Here is a 26,118-nt window from a genome sequence, read left to right on the forward strand (position 1 = left end):
AACGCCTTGGTCGCGCCCGCCCTAATTCCGACCCGGAAACGATCGAGACATATTGGCGGGATAGACCTCGAACCGACGCGACGGCCAGGCCGCCGCCCACGATTCCCTCAGGTGCGCTCGAGTGACGAAGACAGACGCGATCCTCCTGGTCGAGGACGACTCCGAAATCGGCGAATTGATCTCTCGCTATCTGCAGACCCATCAGATCGACGTCTCCGTCGTCGCCGATGGCGCGACAATGGACGCGGCGCTCGCCAAGCGCGAGTTCGACCTCGTGATCCTCGATCTCAATCTGCCGGGCGAGAACGGCCTCTCCATCTGCCGCCGGCTGCGCGCCGACCGCAATCTGCCCATCGTCATCGTCACCGCGCAGGGCGAGGACGTCGACCGCATTCTCGGGCTCGAGATGGGCGCCGACGATTATCTGGTGAAGCCCTTCAATCCGCGCGAATTGCTCGCCCGCATCCGCTCGGTGCTGCGCCGCGCCCGCGCCGCCTTCGCCAGCCGCGACGAGACGAGCTCGCGCTATTATCTGTTCGAAGGCTGGCGCGTGGACATAATGGCGCATCAGGTGACGACGCCCGCCGGCACCAAGGTGGCGCTCACCAGCGCGGAGTTCGATCTTCTCTACGCGCTGTGCGAGCGGCCCAATCGCGTGCTGACGCGCGACCAGCTCATCGATCTCACCCATGGCCCGACCGCCGGCCCCTTCCAGCGCAGCATAGACGTGCTCATCAGCCGGCTGCGCCAGAAGATGGAGGGCGACCCCAAGAACCCGCGCTATATTCAGACCATCCGCTCGGAGGGCTATTTGTTCACGCCGCAGGTGGTGCGCGCGTGAGGCGTTTCTGGCGCGCGCTGCGGCCCGATCATCTCGCCGGGCAGATCGCCATTCTGGTGCTCGCCTCGATCGTGCTGTTCCACCTCTGCGTGACGATCGCCGTACATGTCTTCCACTATGAGCGCGGCGGCGCTCGCGAGGAACGGCCGCCGCGCGCGCGCGCCGCTTCCACCGAGACGGCCTCCGCTCTCGCCTGGGCCTTCGATCTCGCCTCCCTCGCCGATCGCGAGAGGCTCGTCGTCGTTTTCGACGACCTCACCCATGGAATTCGGCCGAGCGTCTCCGCCGAGCGTCCGCCCGCGGCGCAAGCCGGCCGCAGCGAGCCTTCGCCGATCTCGGTGCGCGGGCGGCTATGGCCCGATGCGGAGGTCTTCGGCATAGCGCCCGATGGCCGTCGTCTCGCCATTGCGCTGCGCAAGGGCGGCTATCTGACGCTCACTCCGATCTCGCGCGAACCGCGACGGGACGCGTTCGGCGAGGACGGCCCGCGCGGCCCGCCGCCGGATGATTTTTTCGGCGCGCCGGGAGGCCCCGCGCCCCCGCAGCCACAGGGCTGCCCGGCGCCTACGCCCGATCTGCCGCATCTGTTGGGCATCTGGCTCGCCTCTGCATTCTTCTTCCTCATCTGCGCCGCCATTTTGACGCTGTGGACGTCGAGCGCGGTCGTCGCGCCGCTCGTCGAGCTCGCCCACAGGGCGGAGAAATTCCCGAGCGAGTCCTGCGAGAGCGCGCTGCTGGTGGAAAAAGGCCCGCAGGAGGTGCGCGACCTCACGCGCTCGCTCAATCGCATGCAGGCGCGCATCTATTCAATGATCGCGGCGCGCTCGCGCGTGCTGGCGGCGATCAGCCATGATCTGCGCACCATCATCACGCGCATGCGGCTGCGGGCCGAATTCATCGACGACGAGGCCTTGCGCGCCAAAATGCTGCACGACGTCGAGCTCATGGATTCGATGCTCTACAAGAATCTGCTTTTCCTGCGCGAGGAGCGCTACCGCCACACGCAGGAGATCGTCGATCTCGACAGCGTGCTGCAGACGGTGGCCGATCAATTCGCCGATCTCGGCCATGACGTCGCCTATGAGGGCGACGGGCGGCGCATGGTGATCGGCTCGCTCGTCGATCTGCAGCGCGTCTTCGCCAATCTGGTCGAGAACGCCGTCACCCATGGGCGCCGCGTGGTCATATCGGTGGCGCGCGGAGCCGAGGAGAGCGTCCAGATCGACGTCGCCGACGACGGCCCCGGCATTCCCGACGCGGAAAAGGCCGAGGTCGTCGAGCCTTTCGTGCGCGGCCGGCCGGGACGCAATCTCAACGAGCACGCCGGCTTCGGCCTCGGCCTCTCCATCGTGCGCGCCCTCCTCGAGGAGGCCGGCGGCTCGCTGCGCCTGCTGGACCGCGAGCCGCATGGCCTCATCGCGAGAGTGACGCTGCGGCCGGCCGAAAAAGCCGAGGCGGAGGCGGCCTGATCGGCGCCCGCGCCTGCGCTGTCTGGTCGCGGCCCCTCGGCGCGACCCGCGATTCTCGGCGGCGCGGATTCGTGGTCTCATGTCTCTTCTGCGAGTCGGGCGACGCGCCCGCTCTCGCGACGAGCCGGAGGAGCCCCGCATGAAACTCTCGCGCCACCTCTTTCCGTCGCTGGCCCTGCTCACGGCCTTTTGCGCGCCGGCCGCCGCCGGCGACGCCGGCCAAGGGAAGCGCATCGCCGAGCGCTGGTGCTCCGCCTGCCATGTGGTGACGAGCGCCCAGAAGACCGCCAACGCCGACGCCCCCTCCTTCGCCGACGTCGCCCAGCGCCGCACGGACGCCAAGGCCCTGGCCAATTTCCTCGTCGATCCGCATCCCAAAATGCCGGACATGCATCTCTCGCGGCGCGAGATCGACGATATCGTCTCCTATATCCGCAGCCTCGACCCGCGCCCACGCGCCCCCGAGCCGGGCATAGACCGCTATGAGCGGCCGAAAAACGGGTAAACGCGCGTCCCCGCTGGACCCCCGCCGCGCGAGGCCCTAATCAGTCCCGATCGCTCCACGGGACCAAAAAACCATGGCCTATGCGGTCAAGGAAGCCTTCAAGACGCTGCAGGGGGAGGGCCGCCATTCCGGGCGGGCCGCCGTCTTCTGCCGTTTCGCCGGCTGCAATCTGTGGAGCGGCCGCGAGGCCGACCGGAGCGCCGCCGACTGCCGCTTCTGCGACACGGATTTCGTCGGCGTCGACGGCGAGAATGGCGGCAAATTCTCGGGCGCCGAGGCTCTCGCCGCCCATCTGGCGCGGCTCTGGGGGGAAGGCCGCGAGCGGCGTTTCGTCGTCTTGACCGGCGGCGAGCCTCTGTTGCAAATCGACGCCGCGCTTCTCGACGCGCTCCACGCCGAGGGTTTCGAGATCGCGGTCGAGACCAATGGGACGCTTCCCGTCCCGCCTGCGGTCGACTGGATCTGCGTGAGCCCCAAGGCGGGCGCGCCGCTGGTCCAGACCAGGGGCGACGAGCTCAAGCTCGTCTATCCGCAAAAAGGCGCCGAGCCGGAACTGTTCGAGGGGCTCGCCTTCGACCATTTCCTGCTCCAGCCCATGGACGGGCCGGAGAGTTTGCGCAATACGAAGGCGGCGATCGACTATTGCCTCGCGCATCCGCGCTGGCGGTTCTCGCATCAGACGCATAAGGCCATCGGGGTGAAATGACGGTTCTGTTCGAAGTCTATCGGGAGTTCTGCTTCGAGGCGGCGCACGCCCTCTACGACCCGGATCACCCGACCGGCGGCAAATACCGCAATCTGCACGGGCATTCCTTCCGCGTGCGGGTGACTTTGCGCGGCCCGCGCCAGGACGGCGAGGAATGGGTCATGGACCTCGGCAAGCTGGGCGCGCGGCTGCAGCAGCTGCGCGAGCGGCTGGACCATTCCTTCCTCAACGAGCTGGAAGGCCTCGGCAAGCCGACGCTCGAGAATTTGTGCGTCTATATATGGAACGACCTCGAGCCCTCCCTGCCGGCGATCCACGAGGTCGGCATTTTCCGCGACACCTGCAATGAAGGCTGCGTGCTGAAGAAGCAGTGAGGGCGTAGGCGGAAACATTTCCGAGAGGCGGTCTATGGATCAAGAGTTGGACCGCCAGAAGATTTTCTCCGTGGTCGAGGGCCTCTTCTCCTGCTTCGATCCCTCTCGGCGTTACGACATGGCGTCGACGACCGCCGCCTGCGTCACCGCTCGCGAGGCGCTGAGCGGCCTCCCCTGCCGATTGGCGCTCGGGACCGATTTGGCCTGGGCCTATCGAGCGGCGGCTTGGAACTACGGGCCGCAGGCCGAACGCCATCTCGAAATGCTCGAGAAGATTCGCGATCTCCGATTCCTCTTTCTCTACCACCCGAACGGCCGCGTACGGCAGGCGGCCCTGGATCGGATCGACGAGCCGCCGCCGGGCGCTTTCTTCATCGCCGCGCTCGCCTTGCGGCTGAATGACTGGGCCGCGCCTGTGCGTCTATCTGCGCGCGACTGCGCTGCACGAATTTTGCCAGCGACCGACCCGGACGCCCTGGCCGAGGCGGCTTTTGTTCTGCTTCCCCGCATCGCGAATTGGACCCGATGGAGCGGCGAAGAATCGCCGCTCTATGCAGCCCTCACTCGGGACGATGTCTCCGAGCGCATCGCCGACCGTTTGCTCGTCGCCCGCGAGGGCGCGACCGCCCCAGTCTTGCGGCAGGCGTTGCGCCGAACCGCGCTCGACCACAGGCTGCTCGAACTGGCGAAGAACGCCTTTCTACCCGATGTGCGCGCTACCGCCCTGGCGACGCTCTGCGAAGGCCGCGCCATTTGGCCGGTCGGCTGGGGCTTGGAATGGATCGACAAACGCTACGGCCTTTGCCGCCGCATCCGCCTGACAGAGAGCAGGGAAATCGCCCGGTCGGTTCCCCTCGGCGTTCTCATCGAGCGGGCGGCCGCCGACAAATGCTGTCGAGTGCGCCGGGTCGCGGCTTATGCCTTGCTCGCGCATCGCGACACGTTACCGAATGCGCTCGAATTGGCCGAGATTTTTGCAGCCGACAGCAGCGCCCGAGTCCGCGCGCCGGCGCAATTCATGTTGGAGAAAGCTCGCGAGGCCCGTTGACGACGCCGACGTACGGCCGCCGGGTCGACAATTCTGAAGCGACCGCACGCGCTTACGGCCATGACGCCGGAAACAGATCGGCTCGCCGACCCGAATTCCCAGTCGCCGGAGATACGCCGCCCATTTGCAAATCCGCGCGAAAAATTGCAGTTTCGCGCCAGATTTGGACGGCCGCCCTCCCCGCGGCCGCGCCCCAAAGCCGACAACCCCCATACGCTCCGTCATCCGGCCGACGCTCGTCGGCGCGGCGGCGCGTTTTTCGCTCTGCGCTCGCGCGGCGAACAGCAAGGAGACAATCGCGTGAGCCTCGCTTGCGGGATCGATTTCGGAACCTCCAACTCCTCCGTCGGCTATATGGCCGAGGGCGAGCCGAGGCTCGTTCCGCTCGAGGGCGACAGCGTCTCGCTGCCGAGCGCGATTTTCTACCCCGCCTATGGCGGCAAGCTCGGCTTCGGCCGCGCCGCCATCTCGCTCTATATCGACCGCGAGAATGGCCGGCTGTTTCGCGCCATCAAGAGCATTCTCGGCGGCTCGCTCATTCACGAGACCACCGCCGCCGGCGGCAAGCGCGTCGCCTTCACGGCGATATTGGGCAGCTTTCTGCGCCATTTGAAGGACAAGACCGAGCTGAGCGCCGGAGCGCCGATCGACAACGCCGTGCTCGGCCGCCCGGTCTTCTTCGTCGACGACAATGAGGCCGCCGATCGCACCGCGCAGGAGCAGCTCGCCGCCGCCGCCCGCGCGCAGGGCTTCAAAGAGGTGCTCTTCCAATATGAGCCCATCGCCGCCGCGCTCGATTACGAGCGGCGCATCGAGCGGGAGGAGATCGCGCTGATCGCCGACATCGGCGGCGGCACCTCCGATTTCTCCATTGTGAAGGTCTCGCCGAAGAACCGGCGCAAGATCGACCGCAAAGACGATATTCTCGCCAATTCCGGCGTCCATGTCGGCGGCACCGATCTCGACTATCGGCTGAGCCTCAAGCAGGTCATGCCCTTGTTCGGCTATCAGACACGGCAGAGGAAACGCCCCGAGCTCGATCTGCCCAATGGCTATTTCCACGATCTCGCGCAATGGCATCGCATCGCCTTCCTCTACAACAACAAGAGCCTCGAGGAATTGAAGCAGCTGCGCGCCATCGCCGGCGAGCCGGAGAAGGTCGAGCGTTTCATCAAGGCGATCGACGATCGCGCCGGCCATCGCGTCGCCGGCGATGTGGAAGAGGCGAAGATCACGCTCTCCGAATCCGCGACGGCGATGATCGATCTCGCCTATCTGGACGAGGCGCTGCTGATCGAGACGTCGCGCGCGCTGTTCGAGGAGACGATCGCCAATGAATGCCGCAAGCTCTCCGATTGCGTCGCGCGCTGCCTGAAGGCGGCGGGCGTGAAGGCGGCGCAAGTCGATACGGTGTTCTTCACCGGCGGCAGCACTTTCATTCCGGCGATCGAGCGCGCCTGCCTCGTGCATACGCCGCAGGCGAAGATCGTGCGCGGCGATAAGTTCGCCAGCGTCGGCGTCGGGCTGACGATCGATTCGGGATTGAAATTCGGCTGAGCCGCGCTCAGCCCGCCGCGGGAAATTCGGCGGCGCCGGACAAATCCACCTCCACGCGCAGCCCGCCGAGCGCCGAGCGCGAGAAGCGCATGTCGGCGCCATAGGCGTCGAGAACATCCTGCACGATGGCGAGGCCGAGGCCGGCGCCGCCGGTCTCGTCGAGACGGCCGCCGCGGCGACGGATCAGCGCCTCGCTGCCCTCCGGCAGGCCCGGCCCGTCATCCTCGACGATAAAAACGCCGCCGCCGAAAGAGACGCAGATGCGCGCGCGCGCGTGGCGGGCGGCGTTCTCCATCAGATTGCCGAGTATCTCCATCAGATCGACGCGATCGACGGCGATGCGCGCTCGCGGCGCGATGCGCATGTCGAAACGCGCCTCCGTCCCCGCCGAGACGAGCGTGCGCGCCAAAGCGTCCACCACTTCGGCGACCGGCGTCGGCGCGCCGCCGCGCGCGACGCCGCGGCTGCGCGCCCGCGCCAGCTCGCGCGCGACATGGCGATGCATGGCGTCGCCGATGCGATCGAGCGAGCGCGCGATCTCTGTCTCTCCCTTCTCCCGCAAGAGGCGGGCGTCGGCGGCGAGGGCGGTGAGCGGCGTCTTCAAGCCATGGGCGAGATCGGAGGCGCGATTGCGCGCGCGCTCGATCTCCTTGTCGCGCTCGTCGAGCAATCCGTTCACCTCGTCGATGAGCGGCAGCACCTCCGGCGGCGCCGGCGAATCGAGCCGGCGACGACGGCCCTTGGCGATCTCGCCCACCGCCACGCCGAGGCCGGCGAGCGGCGCGAGGCCGAGCCCGACCTGAATCCAGGTGGCGAAAGCGAGGCCGATGGCGATGAGAAAGAGCGCGGCGAAAAGCTCGGCCGCAAAGGCGTCTCGCGCGCGGGCGACGCCGGCGAGATCGAGCGCCACCAGCACGCGCAGGCGCGACGGCGCCGCTCCGCCGAGCGCGACGCAGCGCTCGCCGCCGAGCAGCGCATTGCCCCAAGGCCCGCGCAGGCGATGATAGACGATGCGCTCGCCGCTCTCGCAGCGGCCGGAGAATTCCAGCGCCTCGTCGCCGAGCGAGGCGGAACGCTCGACATCGCTTCCGTCGTCGCTCGCCACCTGCCAATAGAAGCCCGAGCGAAACCGCGCGAAACGCGGGTCCGGCGTCGCAGTGATGACGCGCAGCCGTCCATCGGAATCCACCGCGAGATCAGAGACGAGCTGGCGCACATAGGTCTCTATGTCGTCGTCCATCGTGCGCTCGACATGATGCTCGAACAGCAGCACGAGCACGAAGCCGACGAGCGCCAGCGCGCCGGCGATGGCGGCGGCTCCGAAGAGAAACAGCCGCAGGCGCAGCGAGCGCGTTCTCATCGGTCGAGATCGGGCATAGAATAGCCGAAGCCGCGCTTGGTCTCGATCGCCTGCGCGCCGAGCTTCTTGCGCACGCGGCCGATCAGCACTTCCACGGCGTTGGAGCTCTGCTGGTCATGGCCATAGACATGCTCGGCGAGATCCGATTGCGGAACCACCTGCCCGCGCCGATGCAGAAGATAAGCGACGAGACGATATTCGATCGCCGTGAGCTCGACCGTATTGTCGTCGACCTTGATGGTCATGCTGCGCTCGTCGAGCGAAAGCGCGCCATTGCGCGTTACCGAGGAGGCGTGGCCGGCCGAGCGGCGTATGACGGAGCGCAGCCGCGCCAGCAATTCCTCGGGCTGGAACGGCTTGGGCAGATAATCGTCGGCGCCCGCGTCTATGCCGGCGACGCGCTCGCTCCAGGAGCCGCGCGCGCTCAAGGCCAAGACCGGCATGCGGCGGCCCTGCTCGCGCCAGCGCTCCAGCACGGCGAGCCCGTCGAGCCCGGGCAGGCCGAGATCGAGAATGACGGCGGCGAAATTCTCCGTATCGCCGAGAAACCAAGCTTCTTCGCCATTGGCGACAATGTCCACGACATAGCCCGCCGCTCGCAGCGCCTTCGCTACGTCGCGGGAAATGCGCTCGTCGTCTTCCACCAGCAATATTCGCATGGGCAAGGGCTGCGGTGCTATGCTCCGCTCGAATTTGGTCGTCGCGTCAGCGTCGAGTTCGAGCTCGTCAGCTTTTCGTCAGCTTCGATAAGCGAAATTGCGCGTAGACGCAAAGACCGGTTCCAGGCGGAATGAACATACAAAAGTTTCAGCATCTTGCCGTCATCGTCGGACTGGCCGGCGCGCTTCTCGCGAGCGTGGCCCGCGCCGCCGAGGACGTCTCCATTCCGCTGCACGAGCAGGACATTCAAGCCGCGGGCATAGAGACGAAGCCGGTGGAGAAAAGCTCCGGCTCGGACGAGCTCGTCGTTCCTGGAACGGTGACGGTTCCGCCGCAGCAATTGCGCATGGTGGCCGCCCCCGCCGCCGGCCTCGTCGAGACTCTGCTGGTCTCGCCGGACGAGGAGGTGAAAGCCGGCGATCCGATCGCGACCCTCAAATCCTCCGAGCTGATCGAGGCGCAGCGCGCCTTTCTGCAGGCCGCCGCCGACGCCGCTCTGGCCAATGAGAAGCTGCGCCGCGACGAGCAGCTGTACAAGGAGCGCATCATCGCCGAGCGCCGCCTTCTGGTGACGCGCGCGGAAGCCGCGCAGGCGCGCTCTCTCCAGGACGAGCGCGGCCAATTGCTGGCGCTGGACGGAATGAGCGAGCAGGCGATCGAATCGCTGCGCAAGGAGCGCAAGATGGGCGCGGCGCTCACCGTGCGCGCGCCCATGGCCGGCGTCATTCTCGCCCGCCATGCGACGGTGGGCGATCGCGTGATGGCCTCGGCGCCGCTCGTCACCATCGCGCGGCTCGATCCGATATGGGTCAATCTGCAAATTCCCATCGGCCGCGCCGCCGGGCTCGACCGCACGGATAAGGTCGTGCTGCCGACGCTCGGCGTCGAGGGAAGGCTGATCCGCATCGGCCGCACCGCCGATCCGGCGACGCAATCCATCACCGCCGTCGCGGAATTCTCGCCCGGCAAATCCCCGATTCGACCCGGACAGGCGGTGCAGGCCATTCTGCGCATCAAAGGAACGGGTGGGACGCTCTGGCGCGTGCCGGCCGACGCCGTCGTGCATCATCGCGACAAGGACTGGGTGTTTCTACGCGCCGCCGATGGTTTCCGCGCCGTGCCGGTCAACCTCGTCTCGGAGACGCCGCAATATGCGTCGATCCAAGGACCGCTCGCCGTCGCCGATCAGGTGGCGACGCGGGGCATGCTGACGCTGCTCGCCGAGCTTGCGGCGAAAGACCCGAGCGCTAAGTGAGCGAAAGGCGACATGCTCGATAAACTCATCAAAGCGGCGCTGGGCCAGCGGCTTCTGGTCTTTCTCGCGGCGATCGCTCTCGCCGCCTGGGGCGCGCACGCCTATTCCAAGCTGCCGATCGACGCTTTTCCCGATGTCGCGCCGGTTCAGGTGCTCGTCTCCATGCGCGCGCCGGGACTGACGCCTGAGGAGCTGGAGAACCGAGTCACCGCGCCCATCGAGATCGCCGCGCGCGGCATTCCCAATCTCGTGCGCATGCGCTCGACGACGCGCTATTCCGTGGCGCTGCTCACTTTCGAGTTCAGCGAAGGCACGGATATTTTCTGGGCGCGCACGCAAGTGAACGAGCGCCTCGCCTCGGTCGCCGATCAGCTGCCGGCCGGCGCGTCGGGCGGCCTCGCGCCCATTGTGACGCCGCTCGCCGAAATGCTGATGTTCACCCTCGTCGGCGGCGGCCTCACCCCGACAGAGCAGCGCAGCCTCGTCGATTGGACCATACGTCCCGCATTGCGCGGCCTGCCCGGCGTCGCCGACGTCAATGTTCTCGGCGGCTTCGTGCGCACTTTCGAGGTCGCGCCCTCGCCCTCCGCCATGGCGGCGCGCGGCATCACGGTGAAAATGCTGAAGGACGCGCTCGCGGAGAACAACCGCAATGACGGCGCCGGTCGCGTGCGCGACGGCGAGGAGGCTCTGCTGGTGCGCGCCGAGGGACGGCTGCGCACGCTCGACGACATACGCTCGGTCGTCGTCGCCGCGCGGCCAACCGGAATCGTGCGCGTCGGCGACGTCGCGGATGTACGCAATGGCGCGCTGGCCCGCAATGGCGTCACCACGCGCAATGGCGAGGACGAGGCCGTATGGGCGCTGGTGCTGGGCCTGCGCGGCGCCGACGCCAGCACCGTCGTCTCCGGCGTCAAGGCCAAGCTCGAGGAGCTGAAGCCGCGCCTGCCGGAAGGCGTGAAGGTCGATATCTTCTACGACCGCAGCGAGCTCATCTCCAAAGCCGTGTGGACAGTGCAGAAAGTGCTGATCGAGGCCATCGTCCTCGTCGTCATTCTGCTCTTCCTCTTCCTCGGCAATCTGCGCGCGGCCGTCGTCGTCTCGCTGATCCTGCCGCTCGCCGCGCTCTCCACCTTCGCCATCATGCGGCTCTACGGGCTCTCGGCGAACATCATGTCGCTCGGCGGCCTCGCCATCGCGATCGGCATATTGGTCGATTGCGCCGTCGTCGTCGTCGAGAATGTCGAGCATCGCCTCGCCGGCATGGAAAAAGCCGATCTGCAGGACCGCTTACGCATCACCTATGAGTCGACGCGCGAGGTCGCCGGCCCGCTCGTCTCCGGCGCGGTCATCATCATCACCGTCTTTCTTCCGCTGCTCTCGCTCGAGGGGCTCGAGGGGCGGCTGTTCGCGCCGGTCGCGCTCACCATCGCCTTCGCCATGGGCTCGGCGCTCATTCTCTCGCTCACCGTGGTGCCGGCGCTGGCCGCCTCTCTGTTGCGCGCCGGCGGCAGCGACGAGCCCTGGCTGGTGCGCAAAATCTCCGCCTTCTACGATCCGCTGCTGGAGCGTGCGCTGCGCCGGCCCATGGTCGTCGGCGCGGCCGTGACTGTCGGCCTCGCTCTGGCGCTGCTCGCCTCCAACCATATCGGCCAGACCTTCATGCCGGTGATGGACGAAGGCACGCCGGTCATCACCGTGCGCAAGCATCCGACCATCAGCGTCGACATGACCGCCGAGACCGACATGCGCATCGAGCGCGCGCTGATGGCGCGCGTGCCGGAGATAAAGGGCGTGATGGCGCGCGCCGGCGCGGACGAGCTCGGCATCGATCCCGTCGGCCTCAACGAGACCGACATGTTCCTGACGCTCGCGCCCATGGACAAATGGCGCGAGCCGAACGTCGCCTGGCTGCTCGGCGAGATGCGCAAGGTGCTCGACACTTTCCCCGGCATTTCCTACTCATTCTCGCAGCCGATCGACATGCGCGTGCAGGAGATGATCATCGGCGCGCGCGGCGATGTGGTGGTGAAGGTCTTCGGCGACGACATAGACGAGCTGAACCGCCTCGCGCGCGAGATCGCCGGAACATTGCGCAAGATCGAGGGCTCGCGCGACGTCTTCGCGCTGCAGAACGACGGCATGCGCTATCTCACCGCGCGCATCGATCGCCTGGCCGCCGGCCGCCTCGGCCTCAACGCCAGCGATATTCAGGACGGATTGCGCGTATGGGTGGACGGCACGCAGGTCGGCCTCGTGCTCGAAGGTCCGGTCCGCACGCCGCTCGTCATTCGCGGCGATCCGGTGTCGCGCCGCTCGCCGGTGGATTTCGCGCGCGTGCCGGTGGTCTCCGGCGACGGCAAGGTGGTGGAATTGTCGCAGCTCGCCGACATACGCGCAGAGAACGGCCCTATACAGGTCATTCGCGAGGAGGCGCGGCGCTACGCCACCGTGCTCTCCAATGTCACGGGGCGCGATCTCGTCGGCTTCGTCGACGAGGCCAAGGCCGCCGTCGCCAAAGAGGTGCATGCGCCGCCGGGCTATGAGCTGGTGTGGGGCGGGCAGTTCGAGAACCAGCAGCGCGCCTCGGCGCGGCTCGCCATCGTCGTGCCGCTGGCGCTGGGGCTCATTTTCCTGCTGCTCTATCTCACCTTCGGCTCCATGTCGCAGGCGGCGCTGGTCTTCTGCAACGTGCCTTTCGCGGCGATCGGCGGCGTCATCGGGCTTTGGCTCTCCGGCGAGTTCCTCTCCGTGCCGGCGTCCGTCGGCTTCATCGCGCTCATCGGCATCGCCGTGCTCAATGGCGTGGTGCTGATCTCCTATATCAACAAGCTGGTCGCCGAGGGCCGCGCCGTGCATGACGCGGTGCGCGAAGGCGCCCGGCGCCGCATGCGTCCCGTGCTGCTCACCGCGACCATCGCCGCGCTCGGCCTCGCGCCCTTCCTCTTCGCCAAGGGTCCGGGCGCGGAAATCCAACGGCCGCTCGCCATCGTCGTCATCGGCGGCCTCGTCACCGCCACCGCTCTCACGCTGCTGCTCTTGCCCATTCTCTACGATCGCTTCGATTTCAAGCGTCTGCTGCGCAAGCGCGCCGCGACGCAGCCCGCCGTCACCACGGCGCCGGATTCCCGCTGGCGGATTCAGCGCCGATGAGACCTATGCGCTGCGTTTCTCCGCTCCTCTCGACCACGCTCGTCCTTGTCCTCGCCGCGAGCGCGGCCGCGCAGACGAAGCCCAAGCTCACCGTCTCGCCGCTGCCGCCGGGGATAGAGGCGAAGCCCAAAGCAAAGCCGAAAGCGCCGGGCAAGCCCTTCGGCCTCGTGCTCACGCGCCATCTCGATCAGGCGATCGGCATAGACGCGCAGAGCGCCGCGCTGGAGGCGCAGCGCCGCGCCGTGTCCGCACGCTATGCGCAGGCCAATTCCTTCACGCCCGGCTCGCCCTTTTTCGGCGGCTCGCGGCAGGAGCGCGTCAAAGGCAATGTGCAGGGCTATCGCGAATCCGAGCTCGAGATCGGCATGCCGATCTGGCTGCCCGGCGAGCGCGAGGCTTATGAGCTCAATGTCACCGCTGGCGTCGTCGAGATCGACGAGCGTCTGGCGCTGCGCCGGCTCGATGTCGCGGCGCTGCTGCGCGACGCCTGGTGGACGGCGCAGCGCACGGCGAAGGACGCGGCCGTCGCGCGCGATCGTCTGGCGACCGCGCGCGATATCGGCAATGACATGAAGCGGCGCGTCGAGCTGGGCGAGAACGCCGCGCAGGACGAATTGCTCGCGCGCAATGAGACGCTCGCCGCGGAGACGGAAGTGGCGCAGACCGACGCCGCCGCCAAGGCCGCGCGCGCCGCCTATGAGGTGCTGACCGGCGGCGGGACGCCGGATGGAACGCTGGAGGCGCCATTGCCGGCGCGCCCGCCGGAGGAGCATCCGGCGCTGCGCGCGCCGCTCGCCGCCGTAGGGAAGGCGCAGGCGCAGATGCGGCTCATCGAGACCGGCTTCATCGACAATCCCGAGATCGCCGTCTTCGGCCGCAATGAGCAAGGCACCGAGCCGGCCAAAGAGGATCCGATCCGCTCCAACAATAATACGGTCGGCGTGCGCTTTCGCATTCCGCTGCCGACGCCCGGCCGCAATATTCCGCGCATCGCCGAGGCGCAGGCGGAGATGGATCGCGCCAACGCCGAATTCGCACGCGCGCAAAGGCTGGTCGCGGCGGAGATCAACGCCGCACGCGCCGCCGTCGCCGCGGCGCGACGCGCCGACGGCCTCTCGGCCAAGCGCCTCGCCGTGGCGAGCGAGCAGTTCGATCTCGCGCGGCGCTCCTTCCGGCTCGGCGAGATCAATGCGTTCGATCTCTATCGCGTGCGTCAATTGCAGCTCGACGCGCAGCGCGCGCGGGCGAGCGCGGCCATCGATCTCGGCGTCGCATTGTCGCGCTTGAATCAAGCCTTCGGCTACGCGCCGACTCTGTGACGTCGAGGAAAGAGCGAGCCTGAAGGCTCGCGGTCCAGGACAGCGCTTTGGACCGCGAGCCTTCAGGCTCGCAATCCATGGGACGTCACCCCTCGAGCCCGAGCGCCTGCCGCACCTTGGCGGAATAGCCGTAGAGATCGCCGCGCAATTGCAGGCGTCCCGCCTCATCCACGAAAGCGGTGAAATATTCGATGTGGATCGGCAGCGGCCGCGAAAGATTTATGTAGCGCTCATTGCCGCCGATGAGCTTGCGCACGCGCTCCTCCGGCCAGCCGCTGCCCGGCCCCAGCACCGCCTCGGCGAGGCGGAAGGGCTGATCGACGCGCACGCAGCCATGGCTGAGGGCGCGATGCGCCGAAGCGAACAGCGCATGATTGGGCGTGTCGTGCAGATAGACCGAGAAATCATTGGGGAACATGAATTTGATGCGCCCGAGCGCATTGGATTCGCCCGGCTTCTGCCGCACGAAAGTCTGTCCCTTGCGCGTGATCACCTCATAGCCGCGCGCGGCGATGGCGCCGAGGTCGCCGCCGAATTTGGGCAGCATCTCCTTCGTCAATATCGACGGCGGCACGTTCCAATAGGGATTGACGATGATGAACTGCATCTTGTCGGAGAACACCGGCGTCGGCGTGCCCTCCTTGCCCACGATGACGCGGGCGCGATGCGCGACATGTCCGTCGCGCACCAGAGCCAGCTCGAAATCGGGGATGTTCACCTCTATGCGGCTCTCGCCGAGCTCGCGCGGCAGCCAGCGCCAGCGCTCCATATTGGCGATGATCTCCGCCTCCACCTGCGCATTGGAGCGGCGCGGCGGCGCGCTCGGCGCCTCGCGGCCCGGAGCGGCGTCATGCGCGATCGAATGCGCGGCCTCGGCGAAGCGCCTGTCGAGCTCCGGCAGGCCGGCGCTGCGCAGCTCCACCAGCTTTCCCCGTAGCGCGCGATAGCCCTCATGCGGCGGATTATAGTCTTGCAGAAGATCGCCCGCGCGCGATCCTGCGGCGGCGATCGTCGCGAGCACGGCGCCGGCGTCCGGCAGAGCGGGATGCGCGCCGATGAGACGCGACAGGCGCCGCGGATCGATGCGGCCGCCGGAGGCCTGAGCCGCATAGGCGACGACCGCCTCCGACAAAGCGAGCTCATCCGCATCGCCGCCGAGCTTCGTCTCCGAAGGATAGGCGAGACCGCGCAGATCGAGACCATCGTCGCGCGCGCGGCTCAGCCGCTCTATGGCGGCCGGCGCCGAGGTGCGCCAGGCGCCGGCCTCGCGCCACAAAGGCTTATAGGCGCGCTGCGCATAAAAGGCGGCGACCGCTTTGCGCCGCGCGCGCTGCTCCATCCCCCGCGCGGCGCCGGCCCAGGAGTCGAGCGCGAATGCGAAAGCGCGCTGCTCCGCGTCGAGCAGCGCCTCGGCGACATCGAAGCCGCCGGCGACTGGCAGCACGGCGAGCGCGGTGGAGTTGACGACGGGAAGCAGCGCCGATGTCTCCGGCGGCGCGAAAATCTCCGACGGCGGCTCTTCCATGCGCAGCCAGGAGACCTCGAGCTGCCGCACCAGCGGCGGCGGCGCGACGGTGAGCAGCGCGCGGAAAGGCGCGCGCGGCTCGGCGGCGGCGCCCGAGGACGAACCGAGTCCGACCGCGAACGCCAGAACGGACGCACGCGCGAAACTGCCGCGGAACACCATGCTCATCTGCCTCACGCCACCGGGCGGCGCCACGCTTTCACACGGGCGGTCCGCTCACCAATGCTCACGCGCGCCGCTCTCGACTCGCGCCTTACGTATATTAACGTAAACGGGTTAATGCTTGGAATAGCTTCCGCGCATCGCCGCCACAGAGATTGCTTTTCCATTAACGACGCGGCGGCGGCGGAGTCGAGTTGCGGCTATCGCGCGCCCGTCTCGCAATTAGCTGGGCGCGACTTTTTGTAGCCGCCGCGCTTTCCGCCGCAAATTCAATTCGCTCGAGCGCTTCGCGCCATTCTGCCGCATGCGCGCGCAATTGTCGGCGATGAAAACGCGGCGCAGTTTTCTCCACGGCGATGCGCTGCGTCATCGTCACAAGAAAAATTGCACTGAGGGAGAATCGTCATGCACAGCAATGCGGAGCTCTTCAAAGCCGTCGCCGGCATCGTCGGCGCGCTCGCCTTTTTCATCGTCGTCCTTCACCAGCTCACCCGCCTGATCGGCTGAGAGCCTTCTCCTCGCGCGACTTCCCGGAGCGCCCCGGCGTCTCCGGGATTTTTTCAGATCACATAGATCCGGTCCGGCAGCTCCTCCTGGCCGCCGGGCGGCACATGTTTCGACAAGAGCCGCGCGCATTCGCCGATCGCATCGACGAAGCCGTCGGCGATGCGCCCCTCGCGCACGCGCGCGAGCAGAAGATCGAGCGCCGCGCGCCAATCCTCCTCCGGTATTTTCGCCGCGATCCCTTCGTCCGCGACGATGCGCGCATAGCGCTCGCCGAGCGAGACGAAGATCAGCACGCCCGTGCGCTCCCTGGTCGCCGAAACGCCGCGCGTGAAAAATTGCTCGATCGCCGCGCGATGGGCGCGCTCGCGCTTGACGAAGCGCGGCGTCAGCGCGAGCCGCAAGGGCGGCAGCGAAAAGAGCAACGCCGCGCCGATGAAGACGAGTATCTGAATGGCGAGAATGAGCCGCACGCCGAGCTCGGTGAAGAAGACGAGCGGCCAGGGCGCGATGAGCGCGATGAGCGCCGCCAGCAACGGCGGCACATAGGCGTAATCGGAGGAGCGGCGCGCCAGGACGCAGACGATCTCCCCCGCCGTGCGCCGCTCGGCGGCGGCGATCGCCTCAGCTATGCGCGTCTGATCCGCTTCCGAAATGGGCATCACCAATCCCCCGAGGCGCCGCCGCCGCCCGACGAGCCGCCGCCGCCGGAAAATCCGCCGCCGCCATCGCCCCAAGATCCGCCCCCCGACGAGGAGCCCCCGCCGCCCCAGGAGGAGCCGCCGGACCAGCTGTCGTTCGAGGGCGGGAAATAGACGATCGGCCCGCGTCCGCCGCGATAGAGGCGCCGTCCGCCGCCGCGGGCGTTGGCCAGCATGGAGAAGAAGACGAACATGAAGAGCAGGAAGATGATGAAAGGCACGATCTCGTCGAAGCCCGGCTCCGAATGTTCGGCGCGCACTTTCACGCGCTTTTCCCATTCGGCGGAATCGCCGCTCAGCACCTCGACGATTCCATCGACGCCGCGCTCGATTCCGGCGCCGAAATCGCCCGTCTTGAACTTGGGCGTCACCGCCGTGGCGATGATGACCTTGGAGAGCGCGTCGGTGAGCGTGCCCTCGAGCCCATAGCCGACCTCTATGCGCATCTTGCGCTCATTGGGCGCGATGAGGAACAGCACGCCATTATTGACCTTGGCCTCGCCGAGCTTCCAGAAGCGGAACAGGCCATTGGCGAAAGTCTCTATATCCGTGTCCTGCAGCGACGGCACTGTGGCGACGACGAGCTGAATGCCCGACTTCTCCTCCAGCGCCTTCGACTTGGCCTCGACCTCCTGCTGCGCCGCCGACGGAATAATATGCGCGTCATCGACGACGCGGCCGGTGAGCGCGGGGAAATCGAGCGCCGCGAAGGCGAGCGCCGGCAGCAGGAGAAAGACCAGCAGAGCGAGGCTTCGTGTCCCGCGCATCGTGGCGAAGACGCCGCGGCGACGCGAAGGCCACGAAGGAAGCGACGACATCAGCGGCGATCTCCCATAGAGCGTTTTCTAAAAAAAGCGATTCTAGAACTTCACCGTCGGCGCCTGCTCCGCGCCGGCGTTGGCGGTGAATTCGGCGAGCGGCTTGGTTCCGGCGAAGACGGTCTTGGCCCAGAGCAGCGTCGGGAAGGTGCGCAGCGATGTGTTGAACTCCCGCGCCGCCTGAATGTAATCGCGCCGCGCCACATTGATGCGGTTCTCCGTGCCTTCGAGCTGCGACTGCAAGGCCAGGAAGTTGGTGTTGGATTTCAGATCGGGATAGGCCTCGCTGACCGCGAGCAGCCGCCCCAGAGCGCCGGAGAGCTGCGCCTGCGCCTCCTGAAACTGCTTCAGTTTTTCGGGATCGGTGAGCTGCGAGACATCGACCTTGGCCTGCGAGGCGTGAGCGCGCGCCTCCGTCACCGCGGTGAGCACGTCCTTCTCATGCTTGGCGTAGCCCTGCACGGTGGCGACGAGATTGGGGATGAGATCGGCGCGGCGCTGATATTGCGCCTCCACCTCGGCCCATTTGGCCTTGGCTTCCTCCTCTTGAGTCGGAATCGTGTTGTAGCCGCAGCCCGAGAGGGAGAGCGCGAGGAAGAGAGCGGCCAGCAGAGACGGCCGGCGGAGGGAAAAATTCATCCGAAAGTCTCCTCATGACGTCATCCGCCCCACCGAACGGAGCGCGCCCATTACTTAGGCTGCACATGAGGGCTTGGGAAGTGCGGGCGACGCCGGAAAGGGGATCAACGGTGGGTCGGTTCGGATTCCGGCTTGCGATCCGAAAAGCGGTCACCGTCACAGCTCCGATCGAGTCGGACGCTCGGACTCCCGACTGCTACACCACCGGAGGGACGCGACCGATAAATTCATGTTATGCGGAGACATGATTGCACTTCTAACGTTGAATGGCGTCCCGCCCCGTATTCTCGGCTCGTTGACTGAAGAACAACGGAAAGCCGTGGTTTCTTACGCTTCCAACGACCGGCGTGAGTCTTACGATGATTGGTGGCAAAACGGCGTCGCAGAACCAATCCGCCCATTTGCAAAATTCGTCAGCGGAGCCGCGAGCAGTTTTATACGTTGGGGGGCGACCATCCTCGACAATAATAGAATCGGCGTCATTTCATCAGAGGTCGGAATCGGTCAATCGACCTTTAGCGGCCTCGATACAAATCTGCACTCTGATATGCGGGTTGCATTAGAACGACTCGAAAAAGAACGCTTTATCTGCTTACGACTGCTCTGCGTCTCCAGTGCGGCAGCGACTTTTATCGATTTGACAGATAAAGAAAATATGGAGTCCATTCTCGATTCACATAGGATCGACAATGGCCGCGTTTATAAGACCGAGCTACTGAGCCTAGCGCATGAGAATGGATACACCGTAAGCCCGAAACCTTGGGACGTCGTCGTGTTCGATGGCAACACGCCACATATTCCGCCGGGTGCGCTCGAACCCAATCAGCGGGTTTTTCAACAAGCGTGGATAGAAATGCTGTTGCCTCCAAATTGGAGCCAACGCCTGAGAAACGACGACGGGCCTTTGTTCATGTTGCGTAATTTTTGATTTTCGCAACAGTCGGCGCCGTGCGAGCCGAGCTGAAAGTCGCCTTCGAGGTATCGGGCGAAGTCGGCTCAGGCGCGACCTTGCCGTCGGACCTTTCTCATCGCAACGGAATGGCACCGCTCGCAATTCGTCCAAGGGTGTCGAGCATCAGCGAGCGCTCGACCTCCATGACAAGACTTTCGAGACCTTGAGCTTCGATGCCGGCAGGTATCGGAAAGCATTCCTGAGCGATAATGGATCCGTGATCGTAATCGCCATCCACCAGATGAATCGTTGCGCCTGTCTCTTGCGCGCCGGATGCGAGCACGGCTTCATGCACCTTGCGGCCGTACATTCCGCTTCCTCCGAAGGCTGGCAGAAGCGCTGGGTGCGTGTTCAGGATGCGGTTTTCGAATGCTCGAAGTGTCATAGGCCCGAGCTTCCGCAGGTAACCTGAGAGGATGACGAGGTTCGTGCCGGAGCCCAGCAACGCCTCGCACAGTAGCAGGTCTGCGCCTGCGGGGTCCCGAACCGTCGGTATTACACATGTCGGAACGCCGGCTTCTCGGGCAAATGAGATCGCTCGGGCTGAATCCTTGTTGCTCACGACCAGGACGGCTTGTGCGTCAAGTCGACCGAGAGCGATGTCTTGAATGACCGCGCGCATGGCGGTGCCATTGTTCGATGCCAAAAAACCTAGACGTAGCATGAGGCAATTCCAGCATGGTCCTCCGAGGGACGCAAGTCTCGAAGCGTGTCGGGGAATGACCGCTCCTGGCGCATCCCAGGAATTGCAACCCGAGCCATTGCCTCCAGAAGCGATGAATCCAGCCGAACAGCCGTCGCTCTTTTCATGACGCTCCATTCGCACTAGCTTCGGGACCAGCTTGCAGTTTTCATCGCGACTCGCGCTGCGCCGCGCAGCGCGACCCGTAGCGGAGCCTCTTTCATGTCGACGGAAACCGTTCTCCAATCCTTGGACGCCGATCTGCCCGCGGCCACGGATCGTCTCTTCGATTTTCTGCGCATCAAATCCGTCTCCACCGATCCCGCCTTCGCCGGCGAATGCCGCCGCGCCGCCGATTGGCTCGCCGGCCAGCTGCGCGAGCTCGGCTTCGAGGCGAGCGTGCGCGACACGCCCGGGCATCCGATCGTCGTCGGCCACGCCAAGGCCAAGCGGCCGGATGCGCCGCATGTGCTGTTCTATGGCCATTATGACGTGCAGCCGCCGGACCCGCTCGATCTGTGGATCAGCGATCCTTTCGATCCGCGGCTCGTGCAAGGCGACAAGGGCGAGGAGATCGTCGCCCGCGGCGCCTCGGACGACAAGGGCCAGCTGATGACCTTCCTCGAGGCCTGCCGCGCCTTTCAGCGCAATGGCGGCCTGCCCTGCCACATCACCTTCCTCTTCGAGGGCGAGGAGGAGACCGGCTCCCCCTCGCTGCCGGATTTCTTCGCCGCCAATCGCGAGGAATTGTCCGAGCCGGCGCTGGCGCTCGTCTGCGACACCGGAATGTGGAACGCCAAGACGCCCGCCATCACCACAATGCTACGCGGCCTGGCGCAGGAGGAGGTGATCCTCACCGCCTCCGATCGCGATCTGCATTCCGGCATATTCGGCGGACCGGTCGTCAATCCGATCCATGTGCTGGCCAAGATCGTCGCCGACCTCCATGACGCCGAGGGACGCGTCACGCTGCCGGGCTTTTACGACGGCGTCGCCGAGCTGCCGGAGGAGATCGCCGCGCAATGGCGCGGGCTGGAATTCGACGAGACCGCGTTTTTGAAGAGCGTCGGCGTCGCGCGCCCGGCCGGCGAGCGCGGGCGCAGCGTCATCGAGCAAGTGTGGTCGCGCCCGACCTGCGACGTGAATGGAATCATCGGCGGCTACACCGGCCCCGGCGCCAAGACCGTGCTGCCGGCCAAGGCGAGCGCGAAAATCTCCTTCCGCCTCGTCGGGACGCAGGACCCGGAGAAGGTGCTGGACTCGTTCCGCGCATTCGTGCGCGAGCGGCTGCCGGTCGATGTGCGCGCGGAATTCGTTCCCCACGGCGCCTCGCGCGCGCTGCAGCTGCCCTTCGGCTCCGAGGCGCTCACGCGCGCGCGGCGGGCGCTGCAGGAGGAATGGGACAAGGAGGCGGCGCTCGTCGGCTGCGGCGGCTCCATCCCGATCGTCGGCGCCTTCAAGCGCGATCTCGGCATGGACACGCTGATGATCGGCTTCGCGCTCGAGGACGACCGCATTCATTCGCCCAATGAAAAATACGCCTATAGCTCGTTCAAGAAAGGCTCCCGCTCCTGGGCGCGCGTGCTCGCCGCTCTGGCGGCGTGAGCGCGCGATGACGCCCGAGACTTAGAGCCAAAAGGAACGGCATGGGGCTCCGCGCATCACGACCAGAGCCCCGGCCGGCGAGCGATTTCGCGCCGCTCTCCGAGCGCGAGGCGGCGGCGCGCCTCGCGCATTTCGGCGCCAATGAGCTGGAGCAGCCCGCGCGCCGCTCCTGGCTGCTGATCGCCTTCGCCGCGCTGCGCGAGCCCATGTTCGCGCTGCTCATCGTCGCCGCGCTGCTCTATCTGGCGCTCGGCGACATTCACGAAGGCCTGCTGCTCACCGCCGGCGCCTTTCTCTCCATCGGCCTGGTGGTGGCGCAGGAGACGCGCAACGAGAATGCGCTCGCCGCTCTGCGCAGCCTCGCCGCGCCCAGCGCCCGCGTGCTGCGCGCCGAAGGCGAGCGCCGCATTCCGGCGCGCGAGATCGTCCCCGGCGACATTGTGCTCGTCGGCGAGGGCGAGCGCGCCCCGGCCGATGGCGCGCTGCTGCGCGGCGACGTTCTCTCGGTGGACGAATCGGCGCTCACCGGCGAATCGGCGCCGGTCTGGAAAGCCCCTGCGACAATGGTGGACCCGCTGCTCGATCCCGAGCCCGGCGAGGAGGCGCCCTTTCTCTTCGCCGGCACGCTGGTGACGCTCGGCCAGGGGGCGATGCTGGCGACGCGCACCGGACGCGCGACGCGGCTCGGCCGCATCGGCCGCTCGCTCGAATCGATCGTGCCGGAGGAGACGCCGCTGCAAAAGAGCGCCGGCCGCATCGTCGCGATCTTCGGCGCGCTGGGCATAGGCTTCTGCATTCTCGTCGCGCTCGCCTATGGAATCGCCTTCGGCGATTGGATCGCGGCGGGACTGACGGGAATCACCCTCGCAATATCGCTGACGCCGGAAGAATTCCCCATGGTGCTGGCGGTGTTTCTGGCGCTCGGCTCCTATCGTCTGGCGCGGCGCAATGTGCTGGCGCGCCGCTCCGCCGTCATAGAGACGCTGGGCGCGACCGACGTGCTCTGCGTCGACAAGACTGGCACGCTGACGCAAAACCGCATGGAGGCGGCGTTTTTCCTGCGCGGCGCGGACATGTGGCGGCCGGGCGAGGACGCAATGCCGGACGAGATCGCGCCCTTGCTGGACGCAGCTTTGCGCGCCAGCGCCGCCGATCCCTCCGATCCGATGGACCGCGCGCTGCATCTCCTCGCCAGCGATCCGCCCGCGAGCGCGGCGATCACACGCAGCTTTCCGCTGCGGCCGGAGACGCTCGCCTTCGTGCAGACATGGCGCGCGGCCGACGAAGGCGTCGCCTCCTTCGCCAAAGGCGCGCCGGAGGCGATCGCCGGCCTCTGCCGCCTGGACGCCGATGCGCTACGCCTTCTGACAGCCGAGGTCGCGACAATAGCGGCGCATGGCCTGCGCGTTCTCGCCGTCGCCACGCATTACGGGCCATTGCCGCGCGAGGACGATCCCAGCTCCGGCGCCTTTGCGCTCGACGGGCTCGTCGGCTTTCTCGATCCGCTGCGCGAGGATGTTCCAGAAGCGGTCGCGCTCGCGGCGCGCGCCGGCATTCATGTGGTGATGATCACCGGCGATTATCCGGCGACGGCGCTCGCCATAGCGCGCCAGGCCGGCATAGAGACGCAAGACGGCGCGCTGAGCGGCGCCGAGATCGCCGCTTTGAACGACGCCGCGCTGGACGAAGCGGTCGAGACCACGCGCGTCTTCGCGCGCATCCGCCCGGAGCAGAAGCTCGCTCTGGTGGAGGCTTTCAAGCGCAACGGCCATATCGTCGCCATGACCGGCGATGGGGTGAACGATGGCCCGGCTCTGCGCGCCGCGCATGTCGGCGTCGCCATGGGCCAGCGCGGAACCGATGTCGCGCGCGAGGCGGCTTCGATCGTGCTGCTCGACGACCGCTTCGCCTCCATCGTCGCGGGCGTGCGTAGCGGGCGGCGCATATTCGCCAATCTGCGCAAGGCGCTGATCTTCGTGACGGCGATCCATGTGCCCATCGCGGGCCTCGCGCTCACGCCCATACTCTTCCTGCTGCCGCCGGTGTTCTATCCCGTCCATGTGGTGGCGCTGGAGCTCATCATCGATCCGATTTGCGCGCTCGTCTTCGAGGGCGAGCCAGCCGAACGCCATATGATGGAGGAGCCGCCGCGCTCTCCCGCCGAGCCTTTGTTCGGCCTGCGCCAGATCGGCGCCGGCTTTCTCGACGGCGCGGTTCTGCTCGCGGCGCTGCTCTGCGTCTATTTCGTCTCGATGCGGGCTGGCGAGAGCGAAGGGGAGACGCGCGCGCTGGTCTTCGTCGGCCTCGTCATCGGCAATCTGTCCATGGCCTTCGCCTCCGCCGCCGGACCGGGAACCGTTTTTTTCGACAAGCGGCGCGTCGCCTTCTGGATCATAGCGACGATCACGACGCTCACGCTCGCGCTGATCGTCTATCTTCCAGCGGCGGTGGAACTGTTCCGCTTCGCGACGCCGGAACCGAAGGCGCTCGCCTATGTCATTGCGACGGCGCTGGTCGCCGGCGGCTGGTCGGGAGTATACAAGGCCTTCCGCAAACGCCGAGGATGACATCACCGGAATCGCAATGCCCTCACCCGACACGCCGCACGCCGCCGATTTCCGTCCCTCGCCCAATCACAATGAGCGGCTGACGCCCGTCTCCGCGCTGATCCTGCATTACACCGGCATGCCGACGGCGGCCTCGGCGCTGGCGCTGCTCACCAGCGTCGAAGCACAGGTGTCCTCGCATTATTTCGTCGATGAGGACGGGACCATTCTGCAGCTCGTGCCGGAGGCGCGCCGCGCCTGGCACGCCGGCCGCAGCTTCTGGGCCGGCGAGACCGATCTGAACTCCGCCTCCATCGGCATTGAGATCGTCCATCCCGGCCATGACGATCCGCGCCCCTTCCCGGACCGCCAGATCGAGGCGACAGCGGCCCTCTGCCGCGATATTTGCGCGCGGCAGGGCATAGCCCCGCGGCGCGTGCTCGGCCATTCGGACATCGCCATCGGCCGCAAGATCGATCCCGGCGAGTTCTTCCCCTGGAAGGCGCTGGCCGAGCTCGGCGTCGGCCATTATGTCGAGCCCGCCGCCATCGTCGGCGGCGCGGTTCTGGAGACCGGCGCGCGGGGAGACGAGGTGAGGCGATTGCAGCAGGCGCTCGCCGATTACGGCTATAAGATCGACATCACCGGCGATTACGACCAGGCCTGCGCCGGCGTGGTCGCCGCCTTTCAGCGGCATTTCCGCCCCGCCCTCGTCGACGGCCGCGCCGATTCCTCCACCATCGCCACATTGCGCGCGCTGACGGGAGCGGGCGCATGAGCGAGAAAAAATTCGTCGTCGTCACCGGCGTCTCCACCGGCATAGGCTATGCGCTGGCAGAGGCGCTGACGGCGCAAGGCTTCCATGTCTTCGGCAGCGTCCGCACGCCGGCGGACAGCGCGCGGCTGCGAGCGCGCTTCGGCGCGGCGAGCTTCACTCCGCTCCTCTTCGACGTGACCGACGCCGCCGCTGTGGTGGAGGCGGCGCGGGAGACCGAGCGGCGGCTCGACGGCGCGACGCTCGCCGCGCTCGTCAACAATGCCGGCGCGGCGTTTCCGGCGCCGCTGCTCTATCAGCCTATAGAGGAGGTCCGCCTCCAGCTCGAGATCAATGTGATCGGCCAGATCGCCGTCACCCAGGCTTTCGCGCCTCTGCTCGGCGCGAGCCCGGAAAAGCGCCGCGGGCCGCCTGGCCGCATCGTGAATATGAGCTCGGTGGCGGGCAGCCTCGCCTCGCCCTTTCTCGGCGCCTATGCCGCCTCCAAGCATGCGCTCGAGGGCTTGTCCGACTCGCTGCGGCGCGAGCTGATGATTTTCGGCGTCGATGTTGTCGTCATAGAGCCCGGCGTGATCGCCACGCCCATATGGGACAAGGCCGAGAGCGCCGATTTCGGCCGCTATGATTCCACCGTCTACGGCCCCTCGGCCCGCCGGCTGCAGAAATGGGCGGTCGAGAAGGGCCGGCTCGGCCCACCGCCGGAGCGCGTCGCCGCCGCCGTGCTGCGCGCGCTGACCGAGAAGCGGCCCCCGGCGCGCATTCGCGTCGTGCCGAGCTATCTATTGGATTGGGCGCTGCCGCGCCTGCTGCCGGCGCGGCTGCTGGACCGCATCCTCGCCAAGAGAATGGGGCTTTTGCGTCAATGAGATCGGGCTCGATAAACATCTAGTGCGCTGACACCGACATAGGATTCACAATTGCGGCTCGGCGTGCGAGTCTGGGCTCATGGCCCAGACTGTCAG

Annotated in this window: 22 protein-coding genes; 15 read left to right on the forward strand and 7 right to left on the reverse strand. The window is 66.8% G+C overall.

Annotated features, from left to right (window positions below):
- Positions 1 to 121: 121 nt before the first annotated feature.
- From ACT53T_RS11745 to ACT53T_RS11775, 7 genes are all read left to right on the forward strand, one after another.
- Positions 122 to 841, forward strand: a complete 720-nt coding sequence (locus ACT53T_RS11745; RefSeq protein WP_018264192.1) for a response regulator — start codon at positions 122 to 124, stop codon at positions 839 to 841.
- Positions 838 to 2,310: an ATP-binding protein gene (locus ACT53T_RS11750; RefSeq protein ID WP_476161329.1), complete on the forward strand. Its 1,473-nt coding sequence runs from the start codon at positions 838 to 840 to the stop codon at positions 2,308 to 2,310. Before ACT53T_RS11745 ends, ACT53T_RS11750 begins: the two co-directional genes overlap by 4 nt.
- Before the next feature lie 139 nt (positions 2,311 to 2,449).
- Positions 2,450 to 2,815, forward strand: coding sequence for a c-type cytochrome (locus tag ACT53T_RS11755; RefSeq protein WP_476161330.1), 366 nt, complete (start codon positions 2,450 to 2,452; stop codon positions 2,813 to 2,815).
- Positions 2,816 to 2,888: 73 nt separating this feature from the next.
- Positions 2,889 to 3,521, forward strand: coding sequence for a 7-carboxy-7-deazaguanine synthase (queE, locus tag ACT53T_RS11760; RefSeq protein ID WP_476161331.1), 633 nt, complete (start codon positions 2,889 to 2,891; stop codon positions 3,519 to 3,521).
- The gene (locus tag ACT53T_RS11765) at positions 3,518 to 3,895 is read left to right on the forward strand and encodes a 6-pyruvoyl trahydropterin synthase family protein (RefSeq protein WP_018264188.1); all 378 of its coding nucleotides are present in this window, start codon (positions 3,518 to 3,520) and stop codon (positions 3,893 to 3,895) included. The genes queE and ACT53T_RS11765 overlap by 4 nt, the downstream gene beginning before the upstream one ends.
- Positions 3,896 to 3,929: 34 nt before the next feature.
- Positions 3,930 to 4,943 carry a hypothetical protein gene (locus ACT53T_RS11770; RefSeq protein ID WP_476161332.1) on the forward strand — a complete coding sequence of 338 codons (1,014 nt, stop codon included), beginning with the start codon at positions 3,930 to 3,932 and terminating at the stop codon, positions 4,941 to 4,943.
- Between the two features lie 300 nt (positions 4,944 to 5,243).
- Positions 5,244 to 6,500, forward strand: coding sequence for an Hsp70 family protein (locus ACT53T_RS11775; RefSeq protein WP_018264186.1), 1,257 nt, complete (start codon positions 5,244 to 5,246; stop codon positions 6,498 to 6,500).
- 7 nt (positions 6,501 to 6,507) lie between these two features.
- On the opposite strand, the gene ACT53T_RS11780 is transcribed toward ACT53T_RS11775, so the two are convergent.
- Positions 6,508 to 7,860, reverse strand: coding sequence for an ATP-binding protein (locus ACT53T_RS11780; RefSeq protein WP_476161333.1), 1,353 nt, complete (start codon positions 7,858 to 7,860; stop codon positions 6,508 to 6,510).
- Positions 7,857 to 8,519, reverse strand: coding sequence for a response regulator transcription factor (locus ACT53T_RS11785; protein WP_476161334.1), 663 nt, complete (start codon positions 8,517 to 8,519; stop codon positions 7,857 to 7,859). The genes ACT53T_RS11780 and ACT53T_RS11785 overlap by 4 nt, the downstream gene beginning before the upstream one ends.
- Before the next feature lie 131 nt (positions 8,520 to 8,650).
- On the opposite strand from ACT53T_RS11785, the gene ACT53T_RS11790 reads away from it, so the two are divergent.
- The 3 genes from ACT53T_RS11790 to ACT53T_RS11800 are packed head-to-tail and all read left to right on the forward strand — an operon-like array spanning position 8,651 to position 14,247.
- Positions 8,651 to 9,775 (forward strand): efflux RND transporter periplasmic adaptor subunit, encoded by a 1,125-nt coding sequence (locus tag ACT53T_RS11790; protein WP_476161335.1) that lies wholly within the window; start codon positions 8,651 to 8,653, stop codon positions 9,773 to 9,775.
- A 12-nt stretch (positions 9,776 to 9,787) separates the two neighbouring features.
- Positions 9,788 to 12,928 (forward strand): efflux RND transporter permease subunit, encoded by a 3,141-nt coding sequence (locus ACT53T_RS11795; RefSeq protein WP_476161336.1) that lies wholly within the window; start codon positions 9,788 to 9,790, stop codon positions 12,926 to 12,928.
- On the forward strand, positions 12,925 to 14,247 hold the full coding sequence (locus ACT53T_RS11800; protein WP_476161337.1) for a TolC family protein: 1,323 nt from the start codon (positions 12,925 to 12,927) through the stop codon (positions 14,245 to 14,247). The genes ACT53T_RS11795 and ACT53T_RS11800 overlap by 4 nt, the downstream gene beginning before the upstream one ends.
- An 85-nt stretch (positions 14,248 to 14,332) precedes the next feature.
- On the opposite strand, the gene ACT53T_RS11805 is transcribed toward ACT53T_RS11800, so the two are convergent.
- The 4 genes from ACT53T_RS11805 to ACT53T_RS11820 form a co-directional block, all read right to left on the reverse strand.
- Positions 14,333 to 15,940 carry a L,D-transpeptidase family protein gene (locus ACT53T_RS11805; protein ID WP_476161338.1) on the reverse strand — a complete coding sequence of 536 codons (1,608 nt, stop codon included), beginning with the start codon at positions 15,938 to 15,940 and terminating at the stop codon, positions 14,333 to 14,335.
- 554 nt (positions 15,941 to 16,494) lie between these two features.
- Positions 16,495 to 17,100 (reverse strand): TPM domain-containing protein, encoded by a 606-nt coding sequence (locus ACT53T_RS11810; protein WP_476161339.1) that lies wholly within the window; start codon positions 17,098 to 17,100, stop codon positions 16,495 to 16,497.
- Entirely contained in the window at positions 17,100 to 17,957 is an 858-nt protein-coding gene (locus tag ACT53T_RS11815; protein WP_476161340.1) for a TPM domain-containing protein, read from the reverse strand. The genes ACT53T_RS11810 and ACT53T_RS11815 overlap by 1 nt, the downstream gene beginning before the upstream one ends.
- A 42-nt stretch (positions 17,958 to 17,999) precedes the next feature.
- A complete protein-coding gene (locus ACT53T_RS11820) occupies positions 18,000 to 18,596 on the reverse strand; it encodes a LemA family protein (RefSeq protein WP_018264176.1) in 597 nt (198 codons plus the stop codon).
- A gap of 244 nt (positions 18,597 to 18,840) precedes the next feature.
- Here ACT53T_RS11820 and ACT53T_RS11825 point away from each other — a divergent pair, with 244 nt between their 5' ends.
- Entirely contained in the window at positions 18,841 to 19,524 is a 684-nt protein-coding gene (locus ACT53T_RS11825; protein WP_476161341.1) for a hypothetical protein, read from the forward strand.
- 97 nt (positions 19,525 to 19,621) lie between these two features.
- Here ACT53T_RS11825 and ACT53T_RS11830 read toward each other — a convergent pair whose 3' ends face one another.
- Positions 19,622 to 20,212 carry a formyltransferase family protein gene (locus ACT53T_RS11830; protein WP_476161342.1) on the reverse strand — a complete coding sequence of 197 codons (591 nt, stop codon included), beginning with the start codon at positions 20,210 to 20,212 and terminating at the stop codon, positions 19,622 to 19,624.
- Positions 20,213 to 20,452: 240 nt separating this feature from the next.
- Here ACT53T_RS11830 and ACT53T_RS11835 point away from each other — a divergent pair, with 240 nt between their 5' ends.
- Genes ACT53T_RS11835 through ACT53T_RS11850 form a run of 4 tightly spaced genes read left to right on the forward strand, consistent with a single transcriptional unit; the run spans position 20,453 to position 26,022 of the window.
- Entirely contained in the window at positions 20,453 to 21,835 is a 1,383-nt protein-coding gene (locus ACT53T_RS11835) for a M20/M25/M40 family metallo-hydrolase (protein WP_476161343.1), read from the forward strand.
- A 41-nt stretch (positions 21,836 to 21,876) separates the two neighbouring features.
- Positions 21,877 to 24,402: a cation-translocating P-type ATPase gene (locus ACT53T_RS11840; RefSeq protein ID WP_476161344.1), complete on the forward strand. Its 2,526-nt coding sequence runs from the start codon at positions 21,877 to 21,879 to the stop codon at positions 24,400 to 24,402.
- A 16-nt stretch (positions 24,403 to 24,418) separates the two neighbouring features.
- Positions 24,419 to 25,159, forward strand: coding sequence for an N-acetylmuramoyl-L-alanine amidase (locus ACT53T_RS11845; protein ID WP_476161345.1), 741 nt, complete (start codon positions 24,419 to 24,421; stop codon positions 25,157 to 25,159).
- On the forward strand, positions 25,156 to 26,022 hold the full coding sequence (locus ACT53T_RS11850) for an SDR family oxidoreductase (RefSeq protein WP_476161346.1): 867 nt from the start codon (positions 25,156 to 25,158) through the stop codon (positions 26,020 to 26,022). The genes ACT53T_RS11845 and ACT53T_RS11850 overlap by 4 nt, the downstream gene beginning before the upstream one ends.
- Positions 26,023 to 26,118: the final 96 nt, after the last annotated feature.

Source organism: Methylosinus sp. DMC45, assembly GCF_056313885.1.